This is a genomic window from Stenotrophomonas sp. CASM110, assembly GCF_049384345.1.
Taxonomy (GTDB): Bacteria; Pseudomonadota; Gammaproteobacteria; order Xanthomonadales; family Xanthomonadaceae; genus Stenotrophomonas; species Stenotrophomonas muris.
Genome location: NZ_JBMRGI010000035.1, coordinates 16,444 through 28,620 on the forward strand (window position 1 = coordinate 16,444; position 12,177 = coordinate 28,620).

At 68.4% G+C, this 12,177-nt stretch carries 10 protein-coding genes; 7 read left to right on the forward strand and 3 right to left on the reverse strand.

Annotation, left to right across the window (positions count from 1 at the left end; genetic code table 11):
- Positions 1-105 precede the first annotated feature (105 nt).
- Together VG561_RS20475 and VG561_RS20480 are read left to right on the forward strand one after the other, a co-directional pair.
- A complete protein-coding gene (locus VG561_RS20475) occupies positions 106-1,602 on the forward strand; it encodes an aminotransferase class III-fold pyridoxal phosphate-dependent enzyme (RefSeq protein WP_142234598.1) in 1,497 nt (498 codons plus the stop codon).
- A gap of 193 nt (positions 1,603-1,795) precedes the next feature.
- Entirely contained in the window at positions 1,796-2,389 is a 594-nt protein-coding gene (locus VG561_RS20480; RefSeq protein ID WP_014036864.1) for a TIGR00730 family Rossman fold protein, read from the forward strand.
- A gap of 19 nt (positions 2,390-2,408) precedes the next feature.
- On the opposite strand, the gene VG561_RS20485 is transcribed toward VG561_RS20480, so the two are convergent.
- Positions 2,409-5,249, reverse strand: coding sequence for an EAL domain-containing protein (locus VG561_RS20485; RefSeq protein ID WP_262094215.1), 2,841 nt, complete (start codon positions 5,247-5,249; stop codon positions 2,409-2,411).
- A 247-nt stretch (positions 5,250-5,496) separates the two neighbouring features.
- Between VG561_RS20485 and VG561_RS20490 the strand changes: the two genes are divergently transcribed.
- From VG561_RS20490 to VG561_RS20510, 5 genes are all read left to right on the forward strand, one after another.
- The gene (locus VG561_RS20490; protein ID WP_229653773.1) at positions 5,497-6,015 is read left to right on the forward strand and encodes an RNA polymerase sigma factor; all 519 of its coding nucleotides are present in this window, start codon (positions 5,497-5,499) and stop codon (positions 6,013-6,015) included.
- Entirely contained in the window at positions 6,012-7,010 is a 999-nt protein-coding gene (locus VG561_RS20495) for a hypothetical protein (RefSeq protein ID WP_262094216.1), read from the forward strand. Before VG561_RS20490 ends, VG561_RS20495 begins: the two co-directional genes overlap by 4 nt.
- A gap of 40 nt (positions 7,011-7,050) precedes the next feature.
- Positions 7,051-7,647, forward strand: coding sequence for an IMPACT family protein (locus tag VG561_RS20500; RefSeq protein WP_142234596.1), 597 nt, complete (start codon positions 7,051-7,053; stop codon positions 7,645-7,647).
- A complete protein-coding gene (locus tag VG561_RS20505) occupies positions 7,640-9,412 on the forward strand; it encodes an ABC transporter transmembrane domain-containing protein (protein WP_423179929.1) in 1,773 nt (590 codons plus the stop codon). The genes VG561_RS20500 and VG561_RS20505 overlap by 8 nt, the downstream gene beginning before the upstream one ends.
- Before the next feature lie 70 nt (positions 9,413-9,482).
- Positions 9,483-9,677 (forward strand): hypothetical protein, encoded by a 195-nt coding sequence (locus VG561_RS20510; RefSeq protein WP_014646818.1) that lies wholly within the window; start codon positions 9,483-9,485, stop codon positions 9,675-9,677.
- Positions 9,678-9,896: 219 nt separating this feature from the next.
- Here VG561_RS20510 and VG561_RS20515 read toward each other — a convergent pair whose 3' ends face one another.
- Both VG561_RS20515 and pdxY read right to left on the reverse strand, forming a co-directional pair.
- Positions 9,897-11,021, reverse strand: a complete 1,125-nt coding sequence (locus VG561_RS20515; RefSeq protein WP_049441899.1) for a prephenate dehydrogenase — start codon at positions 11,019-11,021, stop codon at positions 9,897-9,899.
- A complete protein-coding gene (gene pdxY / locus VG561_RS20520; RefSeq protein ID WP_014646816.1) occupies positions 11,018-11,926 on the reverse strand; it encodes a pyridoxal kinase in 909 nt (302 codons plus the stop codon). The genes VG561_RS20515 and pdxY overlap by 4 nt, the downstream gene beginning before the upstream one ends.
- Positions 11,927-12,177: the final 251 nt, after the last annotated feature.

Consider the following 12,177-nt stretch of genomic DNA (forward strand, 5'->3'; position numbering starts at 1 on the left):
CTAGCATCGAGTCGGAAGTCCGCTGCACGAGCCTGCCCCAAGCGCGCGTTGACGCGCGTTTTGCTTTTGAAGGCCCGTGCGACCCATCGTTTCAGGAGATCTGCAATGAGCTTCATCGAACGCCTCGCCCCCCTGCGCACCCAGCCCGGCACCCGCCTCACCACCGGCCTGGACGACGCCACCCTGACCGCCCTGTCCGTCCGCCACCCGCAGCTGATCGCCGCAGTGGATGCCGCCGCCGAGGAGTTCGCGCGCGTGCAGGCCGACCTGGGGCCGCTGCTGGCGCAGGACGAACAGGCGCAGATCGACGCGATGCAGGACGGCTTCGTCAATTTCTACGCCGATGATGCAGTGACCCCGTACGTGGCGCTGGCCGCGCGTGGCCCTTGGGTGGTCACCCTGAAGGGCGCGGTGCTGTACGACGCCGGCGGCTACGGCATGCTCGGCTTCGGGCACACCCCGGATGCCGTGCTGGAGGCGATGGCACGCCCACAGGTGATGGCCAACATCATGACCCCCAGCCTGTCGCAGCAGCGCTTCATCGCGGCCCTGCGCACCGAGATCGGCCACCGCCGTGGCGGCTGCCCGTTCGCGCGCTTCATGTGCCTGAATTCCGGCTCCGAGGCGGTTGGCCTGGCCGCGCGCATCGCCGACGTCAACGCCAAGCTGCAGACCGACCCGGGCGCGCGCCACGCCGGCGCCACGATCAAGCGCGTGGTGGTCAAGGGCAGCTTCCATGGCCGTACCGACCGCCCTGCCCTGTATTCCGATTCCAGCCGCAAGAGCTACATGCAGCACCTGGCCAGCTACCGCGGCGAGGATTCGGTGATCACCGTGGCGCCGTACGACGAGACCGGCCTGCGCAAGGTGTTCGAGGACGCCGCACGCAACCAGTGGTTCATCGAGGCGGTGTTCCTGGAACCGGTAATGGGCGAAGGCGACCCGGGCCGTTCGGTGCCGCCGGCGTTCTATGCCGTGGCCCGTGAGCTGACCCGTGCGCACGGCAGCCTGCTGCTGCTGGACTCGATCCAGGCTGGTCTGCGCGCGCATGGCGTGCTGTCGGTGGTCGATTACCCGGGCTTCGAAGGCCTGGATCCGCCGGACATGGAGACCTACTCCAAGGCGCTCAACGCCGCGCAGTACCCGCTGTCGGTGCTGGCGGTGACCGAGCACGCCGCGCAGCTGTACCGCAAGGGCATCTACGGCAACACCATGACCAGCAACCCACGCGCGCTGGACGTGGCCTGTGCCACCCTGGCGCAGCTGACCCCGCAGGTGCGTGCCAACATCGCCGAACGCGGTGCCGAGGCCGTGCGCAAGCTGGAACAGCTCAAGAGCGAACTGGGTGGCCTGATCACCAAGGTGCAGGGCACCGGCCTGCTGTTCTCCTGCGAGCTGGCCCCGCAGTTCAAGTGCTACGGCGCCAATTCCACCGAGGAATGGCTGCGCCAGCACGGCATCAACGTGATCCACGGCGGCGAGAATTCGCTGCGCTTCACCCCGCACTTCGGCATGGACAGCGATGAGCTGGACCTGCTGGTCGGCATGGTGGGCCGCGCCCTGCGTGAAGGCCCGCGTCGCGAACAGGCGGCTGCCGCGTAAGCCTGCTTGGCGTTTGTAGAGTCGAGCCATGCTCGACTCAGCCTTTGCCGCGATCTGAACGAAGCGCAGCCGAGCGTGGCTCGGCTCTACAGAAGGCCTGTCAAGGCCTCATAATCCACCGACACCCCGTCCCTGACCGCCCTGCGGTTGGCGACGGGGCGTTTTCGTTTCCGGCCAAGAGACAGGAAGATCCATGAAATCGATCTGTGTGTACTGTGGTTCCAACGCTGGCAGCAAGCCGGCCTACACCGAACGCGCCATTGCCCTGGGTGATCGCATCGCCCGTGACGGCCTGCGCCTGGTGTATGGCGGCGGCAACGTCGGCCTGATGGGAACCGTGGCCAATGCCGTGCTCGCCGCCGGCGGGGAGGTGACCGGCGTGATCCCGCGCCAGCTGGCCGACTGGGAAGTGGCCCACCGCGGCCTGACCGAACTGGAGATCGTCGGTTCGATGCATGAGCGCAAGTCGCGCATGTTCGACCTCGCCGATGGCTTCGTCGCCCTGCCCGGCGGCTTCGGCACCATGGAAGAGATCTTCGAGATGCTGACCTGGCGCCAGCTGGGCATCGGCAACAAGCCATGCGCCTTCCTCGACGTGGAAGGCTTCTACGCCCCGCTGATCGGCATGATCGATCGCATGGTGGAAGAGCGCTTCCTGCATCCGGACCAGCGCCAGGACCTGTGGTACGGCTCGGACATCGAGGAAATGCTGGAGTGGATGCAGAACTATCAGCCGGCCCAGGCTTCCAAGTGGATCGACGAGAAGCGTCGCTCCGCCCTGCGCTGAGGCGACCCGGCGCGGTGGCTCAGGCCACCGCGCCGTCCCACGGCGCCGGGCGGCCCAGCAGGTAGCCCTGGCCGTAGTCGCAACCAAGTTCGCGCAGCGTCTGCCGCTGCGCTTCGGTCTCGATGCCTTCGCCGATGGTTTCGATGCCCAAGGTGCGGGCCAGTGACAGCACGCCCTCGACCAGCGCGCGCGTGCTCTGCACTTCCGGCCCATGCAGGCCGGCGATGAAGCTCTGGTCGATCTTCAACGTGCTGATCGGGAAGCGGTGCAGGTAGGACAGCGCCGAGAAGCCGGTACCGAAATCGTCCAGCTGCACCTGGATGCCACGCTCGCGCAGGCCCTGCAGGATGCGCAGCGTGTGCGGGCCATCATCCAGCAGCGCCACCTCGGTAATCTCCAGGCGCAGCCGGTGTGGGTCGGCGCCGCATGCATCGAGCAGACCGAACAGGCGGCCACTGAACTCGGCCGAGCGGAAATGGCGTGGCGATACGTTCACCGAGACATAGCCGCGGCCGCCTTCGGCCAGTCCCGCGATGACCTGTTCGTAGATCAGCCAGTCGACCTGCTCGATCAGGCCGCTTTCCTCGCCCAGCTCCAGGAACGCCCCGGGCAGCAACAGGCCACGACGCTCGTGCTGCCAGCGCAGCAAGGCCTCGTGCCCCACCACCTCGCCATCGGACAGGCGCACGATCGGCTGGTAGAACGGCACGAAGTCGCGGTTGTTGATCGCACGCCGCAGATCCGCTTCCAGGTCCAGGCTGCGCATCGCTTCTTCGCGCATGTCTTCGTCGAAGATCGCGCAGCGGTCATGACCCTGCGCCTTGGCCCGGTACATCGCCGCGTCTGCGTCGCGCAGCAGTTCTTCACCGGTCCGGTAGCGCGGGTTCCACAAGGCGATGCCCAGGCTGCCGGACGGGAACAGTTCGCGCCCGGCGATCCACATCGATTCCTGCAGTGCCAGCAACAGCCGCTGGCCGAACTCCAGCGCCTGTGCCAGCCCCTGCGGACACTGCAGCAGCACCGCGAACTCATCGCCGCCCAGCCGCGCCACCACGTCATCGGTGCCGGCCATCGATACGATGCGCTTGGCCACCTCCACCAGCATGCGATCGCCGGCAGCGTGGCCGATGCTGTCGTTGACCAGCTTGAAGCGGTCCAGGTCGAGGAACAGCACGGCGAACACCGGCCCACCCTCGCGCTTGGCCAGCGCCAGCGCATCCTGCAGGCGATCGAGCAGGTGCAGGCGGTTGGGCAGGCCGGTCAGCGCATCGTGCATGGCCTGATGGGTCAGGCGCTGCTCGGCACGCAGGCGCTCGCCGATCTGCCCGAGCAGCTTCTCGTTGACCTCGGCCAGCTCGCGGGTACGTTCCTCCACGCGCTTTTCCAGCTCGGCATGCGCCGAACGCAGCTGCTGCTGGTCGCGCTGGCGCGCCAGCCCGGTTCCGATGTTCTGTGCAACGAAGGTCAACAAGCGCTGATCGTGCACGCTGAACGTGCTGTTCTCGCTGTAGCTCTGCACCACGATCGCGCCGACCACCTCGTCATCGCGCAGCAGCGGCACACCCAGCCAGCAATGCGAACGTGCGCCCGATTCGCGCACTTCGCCGCTGGCCAGCAGTGCGTCGATCTGCTGCCGCGAAGCCAGCAACGGACGCCGGTTGCGCACCACGTACTCGGTCAGGCCGCGGCTGAACGGGCGTGGCGCACGGCTGGCGTTGTGCTCGTCCACCGAGTAGACGAAGTCCAGGCCGCTGCCGGCCCCGTTCACCAGCGCGATGTAGAAATTGCGCGCGTCAAGCAGGCGCCCGACCACGCCATGCACCTGCCCGTAGAACTGGGCCAGGCTGTCGGCCGACATCGCCATCTCGGCGATGTTGTACAGCGCGGTCTGCAGCTGCTCTGCGCGGCGGCGCTCGGCCACTTCATCCTGCAGGCTGTGGTTGGCACGCTGCAGCTCCAGCGTGCGCCGCTCCACCTGCTGTTCCAGCCGGACCTGCGCCTGGCGCCGGTCCATCGCGGTCTGCACGTGCTGCGCGACAAAACCCAGCAGCGCCCGCTCGGCCTCGCCATAACGGGCCGCCAGCTCATAGCTCTGCACCACGATGGCGCCGCATACCCGGCCATCGCGCAGCATCGGCACGCCCAGCCAGTCCAGGCTCTCCGGTCCACGCTGCGGGTCGTGCTCCTGCTCGACCACGCGCGCCAGCAACTCGCGCGAGGGGCCGCTGAGCGGCTTGCCGTGGCGCAGCAACGCCACGGTCAGGCTGCGCGGCATCTCATCGGCGTCATGGCTCTGCGACGGATCGGCGACGAAGTCATCGACCTGGTCGGCGAAGTACAGGAAGCGGATCTGGTCGCGGACATCGTCGTACTCGACGATGTAGCAGTTTTCCGCGTACATCAGCGTGCCAAGCACGCCGTGCACGTGACGCAGCATCTCCGACATCTCGAGGTCGGCGCCAGCCAGATCGGCGATCTGGAACAGCGCCTGCTGCAGCCGTTCAGCTTCTTCCAGCGCCTTGATCTGCCCGGCCTGGCGACCGCGCTGCAGCGCCAGCTCCATGGCCTGCCGGGCCAGCCCCCACCACGCCGCTGAAGGCACGGCACCTTCGACCGACAACTGCAGGCGGGCACCGTCATATTCCCAGCCATGGCAACCGTTGCCCACGCCGGGCACCGTCAACGCGTCGGCCGCCGCGACAGCCGGCCAGCCGCCCTGTCCGCGGCCCAGCTGCGGGTCATCCCAGCCAACGCGGACCACGGCCGAGTCCGGCAGCAGCGCATGCAATGCGCGCACCAGCGCCGCGCTCAGCACGGCCTCGTGTGGTGGCTCTTCCGCCGGTTCAACGTGCGTGGACAAATGACAATCTCTTGGCGCCGTCTGTGCGTCGCCTCCCCTGAGCCGCCGAGCATAGCGCGCCACCCGGGGGGCAATGGAAGCCCGTAAACCCCGAATCGTGCGCCCGTACGTTTTTCCTCCTGCCCGTAGCCGCTTCCACGCCATGAACCTCGCCCTGCCCGCCCCCGTCACCGGCTATGCGCCACCGCCTGCAGGCCTTACCCTGTACGCCGTGGAAGCCAGCGCACTGCCAACCGATGAAGCCTTGATGCTGGCCTGGGCCGGTGGCGACCTGCGCGCGTTCGAAAGCCTGTATGCACGCCATCGCAAGCGCCTGTTCGGCTTCCTGCTGCGGCAACTGCGCGACAACGCGTTGGCCGAGGAGATCTTCCAAGATGTCTGGCAGCGGGTGATCAGCGCGCGCGCGGGCTGGCAGCCTGACGCTGCATTCAGCACCTGGCTGTTCCGCATCGCCCACAACCGCCTGAACGACCACTGGCGGGCCGCTCGCCATCGCCCTGCCGCACCGGCCGACGCCGACCTGCGCCTGGCCGCGATCGAGGACGGGCAGACCCCGGAAGCCGAGCTTTCCGAATTCGAACAACGTCGCCGCATCCAGCTGGCGATGGAGCAACTGCCGCCCGAGCAGCGCGAAGTGCTGCAGCTGCGGCTGGATCAGGAACTGAGCCTGGAGGAGATCGGCCAGATCACCGGCGTAGGCCGGGAAACCGTGAAATCGCGGCTGCGCTATGCGATGGACAAGCTGCGTGCGGGATTGAACGCATGAACCGAGACGAACCGCTGACGCCGGAAGAACGCGAGCTGGCGCGCCTGCTCGGCCGTCGCGTCGAACAGGCCCCGCCGGCCGCGCTGGACGCCACCATCCTGGCCGCGGCGCGCGCTGCCGTGCACGCACCGGCGGCCGATGCTGCTGTCTCCGCCGAGGCGCCGCGCAGGCAGCGCATACGTCCGCGTTGGCCGGCGGTGTTCGGCATCGCCGCCTCGATGGTGTTCGCCATCGGCATTGCCTGGCAGCTGCGCCCGGAACCGCCGCCGGTTCCGGCAGGCGAGGCCGCTGTTGCCGCGGCGCCCGCTGCGGCAGACGTCGCGGCCGCCGATCAGGCCGCTGGGAGCAGTCCAGCCGACAGCGCGGTTGCCGCATCGGAAACGGCCACCGAACCTGCAGCACCCGAGGCGGCCCCTGTTGCCGCTCCCCCGGCGCCGTCCGTCGCGCGGGTAGCCAAGCCTGCGCCGACCGAGACTGCTGAAGCTCCGGCCCAGGCTGCACGATCGATGGCGGCGGATGCGGCCGCCGATACGTCCTTTGCGGCGCTCCCGCCTGGTCCGGCCACCGCACCGGCAGCGGCACCGCCCGCGCCTCCCGCACCGGCTGCCTATTCGGCACCTGCACCGGCATTGGCGCCGGCCCCGGCAGGGGCGCTGAAAGCACGCACCGCCGAGGCGCCAGTGGCCAACGCTGCCGATGCAGAACGGGCGCAGGCACTGGATCGGGTAGAGATCACCTCGATGAAGCGGCAGGCCCCGAGCCGCTCCGCGCCCGGCGTCATGCGCCGCGGCGCCGACGCGCGGCTCAGTGCGGATGCCGTGCAGGCCGAGGTGGACGCCGATGCACAGCTGCCGCGACGGCAGTGGCTGCAGAAGATCCGCGCGCGCCGCGATGACGGCCAGCGCGACCTGGCCCGCGCCAGCCTGGAGCGCTATGTGCAGCAGTATCCGGAAGCACGCCTGCCGCGCGACCTGCGCCCGCTGCTGGACGACTGAAGCGGGCAGTGACCTCCGGCGACCCCGTAGAATGGCGGGAATGCCCGATACCCTCGCCCAGCCGGTAAGCCACACGCTGGAAGTCAAACACAGCCGCTTCATTGCCCATGCCGCGCCGATCGATGGCGCCGCGGCAGCATTGGCGTTCCTGCAACAGGTGGCCGTAGCCGACGCAACCCACAACTGCTGGGCCTACCGGCACGGCCAGGACTACCGCTCCAGTGACGATGGCGAGCCCGCCGGCACCGCTGGGCGGCCGATCCTGGCTGCGATCGACGGCCAGGGCTTCGACCGGGTGGTGGTGGTGGTGACGCGCTGGTTCGGCGGTATCAAGCTGGGCGCCGGTGGACTGGTGCGCGCCTACGGTGGCGCCGCCGCCGAATGCCTGCGTACCGCCCCGCGCTTGCCGCTGGTGGCGATGGCCCGGCTGCAGCTGTTGGCCGGCTTCGAGGATCTGGGCACCCTGCATGCCACCCTTCCCAGCTTCGGCGCCGTGAAGCGCGATGAACAGTTCGATGCCAACGGCGTGTGCCTGCGGGTCGAATTGCCGGCCGATCAGGTCGATGCATTGAAAATCCGCCTGCGCGACGCCACCCGTGACCGTATCCGCATACAAGACGACGACCAGGATGACTGACAAGGACGACGCCCCCGCCTCGGCCCCACCGCTGCGCCGCCTCGGCAGCCTGCGGACGCTGTGGCCGTTCGTGCGCCGCCACAGCGGGCTGTTCACCGCCTGGCTGCTGGCGCTGGCGGTCTCTTCGGCCGCCACGCTGAGCCTGCCCCCCGCCGTGAAGCAGATGATCGACCACGGCTTCACCAGCGGTGGCCAGATCAACCGTGCCTTCGCCCTGCTGATGCTGGTGGCGGTGGTGCTGGCACTGGCAACGGCCGCACGGTTCTTCTTCGTGTCGCTGCTTGGCGAAAAAGTCGTGGCCGACCTGCGCAGCCGCCTGTACGCACACCTGATCCAGCTCGGTGCCGGTTTCCATGACCGCAGCCGCAGCGGCGAACTGGTCTCGCGCCTGACCGCTGACAGCGAACTGCTGCGCAGCGTGGTCGGCTCGACCATGTCGGTCGCCCTGCGCAGCAGCGTCACCGTGGTCGGCAGCCTGGCCATGCTGTTCGTCACCAGCCCCAGGCTGGCGGCATGGTCGCTGCTCGGCATCCCACTGGCGGTACTGCCGATCATCATCGGCGCGCGCAAGCTGCGCACGGTTGCACGCAGCAGCCAGGACCGCATCGCCGATGCCATCAGCCTGGCCAGCGAGACGCTGGGCGCCGTGCGCACGGTGCAGGCACATGCACGCGAGCCTTACGAGCGCGGACGCTTCGACAAGGCACTGGGCGATGCCATCGGCGCCGCGCGCCGACGCATCGGTGCGCAGTCGCTGGTCACCGCCAGCGCCATCCTGCTGGTGTTCGGCGCCATCGTTGGCGTGCTGTGGCTGGGCGCGCACGATGTCATCGACGGGCGCCTCAGTGCCGGCACGCTGGGGCAGTTCGTGCTGTACGCGCTGATCGGCGGCGGCTCGGTGGGCGCGCTGGCCGAAGTGTGGAACGAACTGCAGCGTGCAGCCGGTGGCATGGGCCGCATTGGCGAGCTGCTGCAGGAAGACATCGAGATCCGTGCGCCGGCGCAGCCGCACGTTCTGCCGCAACCATTGCGCGGCGAAATCCAGTTCGACGACGTGGTGTTCCACTATCCGCAACGTCCGGACCAGGCCGCGCTGGACCACTTCAACCTGCATGTCCGCCCGGGCGAGACGGTGGCCTTGGTCGGCCCGTCGGGCGCGGGCAAGAGCACGGTGCTGTCGATGCTGCTGCGCTTCCACGATCCGGCCAGCGGCCGCATCTGCGTGGATGGCATCGACGTTCGCCAGGTCGATCCGGCCGAGCTGCGCGCGCAGCTGGCGCTGGTGCCGCAGCAGCCGACGCTGTTCGCGGCCAGTGCGCGCGACAACATCCGCTATGGCCGCCTGCAGGCCAGTGACGCCGAGGTCGAAGCTGCCGCGCGTGCGGCCGAGGCCGATGGCTTCCTGCGCGCGTTGCCGCAGGGCTACGACAGTGAGCTGGGCGAACGTGGTGCGCGCCTGTCCGGTGGCCAGCAGCAGCGCGTGGCGATTGCCCGCGCACTGCTGAAGGACGCGCCGATCCTGCTGCTCGATGAAGCCACCAGCGCGCTGGACGCACAGAGCGAGCACAGCGTGCAGCAGGCGCTGGAGCGGCTGATGGCCGGTCGCACCACGCTGGTCATCGCCCACCGCCTGGCCACCGTGCTCAAGGCCGACCGCATCGTGGTGATGGACCAGGGCCGCATCGTGGCCGAAGGTACCCATGCCCAGCTTCTGGCCGAAGGCGGACTGTACGCTGAACTGGCACGACTGCAGTTCATCGATTGATGACGGCCGGCTAACATCGGCCGGACCAAGCTGGCCTCGCATCAGCAGCATCCGCTGAAGGAGGTACGCGATGTCGTTCCGTCAGTTCCCTGCAGTCGACAGCAATGGCGAAAGCCACATCATCATCGAGTTCAAGCCCGAGGCGAATGGCAGCGGGCATCACTCTGAATCCACGCCGCGTTACGAGCTGGATGACGGGCGTCATCTGGTTCGCAATGGCCGCGAATTCACCACCAGCGGTGGCGAACTGCGGTTGATGATCTAGCGCTGCCCACCTTGGTGGGCACTGGCCGTGTCGCCCTGCTCTGGTAGGTGTCGACCTCGGTCGACACGCGCTTTGCCAAGGGCAGTCGAGCAAGGCTGGACTCCACAAGAAGGCGTGATCAATTTTTCACCAAGCATCTTGACAGCCTTGCCTGACAAGGGCTGCGCAGGGTTATCCACACGTTTGCTCAGAAACCATCCACACCGCCTGTGGATGAATTCAGCCCAGCACCCGTCCGATGCCGCTGGCGTCCACGTCGGCCGCGGCCCGGGTGATCGCCGCCGGATCGCTGCCGGCCACGAATCCGATGCGGAAGTGCACTTCACCGCCGGGCGTGCGCGAGGAATGGATCGAAGCCAAGCTGATGCCATGCTGCTCGAACACGTTCAACAGCTCGCGCAGCGAGCCAGGCCGGTCCTCCGGCAGGTGCACCGACAGCGCGTTGCGCTCGGTCAGATCGGCCAGCAGATACCCCACGCGTTCGAACGTGTAGTTGCCATCCGCCAGGGCCTGCTCGCCGAAGGCACTGCGATTGGCTGACAGCAGCTGCTCACGGAATGCAGCCCGTGCGCCGTCGTCGCCCTGTCCGACCTGCACCTGCAGGGCCTGCAGCTGCCCCACCAGCCGCTCCAGCATCGGCGCCACGTACGGGTTGCCGAACTGGATGTCTTCGTAGATCGCCGGATTCAGCGACAGGATGCGCGAGATGATCGCCGTGCCCAGCTCGAACGACGCCGAACGGTACGGCATCATCGCGGCCAGATCGCCCAGCTGCGGCTGGTACTGGCGCAGCACGCCTGCCTGCGCCAGGTGGGTGGCATGCACCATCGCCTGCACCAGCGCCATCATCTGGTCGTGGTGCTGCGGCGTCGCGCGCACGCACTCGGCCTGCAGCGCGGTGCACAGCGTATCGACCCATGCCCGCCAGTGCTGCAGCCGCGCTTCGCAGACCACCATCACCCGCCCTTTCAGGGTCGGCGCCTTGGGTGGCGCGGTCATCGGGTGCAGTCCGACCACTTCGGCCTGCGAGGCCAGCATCGCCTGCACCGGTGCCTCCTTTACCGAGGTCACATCCAGCCACAGCCTGCCCTGCTCGCGGCCCGCCGATTGCCGCACGTACTCGGCGATCAACGCCGGCGTGTGCCGGATCGGTGCCGAGAACACCAGTACATCGGCCTGCGCCAGCAGGTGTTCCGGCGTGTGCGAGTCCGGGTCGGCCGGGTCATGGCCGATCACCTGCAGCTGCAGGTGCTGCTGGAAGAAGCGGCACAGCCAGCGCCCATAGGCACCAGCACTGCCGACGATGCCGACCGTGCGCGGCGTGCGTGGATCCAGGCCGCTCATGCCACGCGTTCAGCGCGGAAGCGCGTTCCTTCGGCCAGCGCCGCCGGCGCGGCAGCGATCACGTCGAACTCCTCGAAGCCGTTGTCCAGGGTCGCCTCCAGCGCCGCATGGGTGCCGGCAATCGCGCGCGAAATCGCCTGCTGCATCGACTCACCGCGCAGCAGGAACGACACCACCAGCGACATCAGCACGTCACCGGTACCGGCCACGTCCACCGGCAGCAGCGGTGAGGTCCAGCGCCAGGTTTCCTCGTGCCCGACCGCCAGGGTGACCAGCTCACCCGGGTTGCCGCCTACGCTGTGCGCGATCACCCAGTGCGGGCCACGATCCAGCAGCGTGCGCGCGGCGGCGATGGCATCGGCCTCGGCCAGTGCCGGCATGCCGGTCAGGCGATTCAGTTCGAAGGCATTGGGCGTCACCAGCCAGGCGTGGGGCAGCAGGCGCTCGGCGAAGATCGCTTCCAGGCCCGGTTCCACGTAGGGTCCGGTATGGGTATCACCGATCACCGGGTCCAGGCAGTAACGCAGCTGTGGGCAGGCCGGCAGGATGTTGTCCAGCCAGTCGGCGAAGGCCGCACCGTTGGCGGTGCTGCCGAAGTAGCCGGACACCAGCATCTTCGCCCGCTGCGGCAGGCCACGCTCGTGGGTACCCAGCAGCAGGTCGGCAAACCAGTCGGCGGGCAGCACGCGGCCCCGCGTAGTGTCGTAGAACGGCGCATTGCTCAGCAGCACGGTCGGGATTTCGGCGACGCGCACGCCCAGTGCGCGCATCGGCGGGACGGCGGCACTGTTGCCGGCGTGGCCGTACACAAGTTGCGACTGGACCGAGATGACATCGATCGGCGACGGCCCATCCGGCCGCTGGCGGCGGCCGTGGACCAGGTGGTTATCAAGGGATTCGCTCATGGCCGCATTCTACGCCCAAGGGAGTTTTCGGCAGGGCTTGCAGCCCTGCACCTGCCGAAGGCGAAGCCGAAGCAAGATCAAGAGCCGCATTCCGTGGGATGGCGGGGCGGTGTGGGTGGTCAGGACACGCCGTAAACCCCCCTCCGGGGTCCGGCCCAGCCGCTGGCGGCTGTGCGTTCGGGCGCTTGCGAAGCAGTGCTTCGCAAGCGAAGCGCCCTCACCCATGGGGGCTCGATGGCGCCATCCATGGC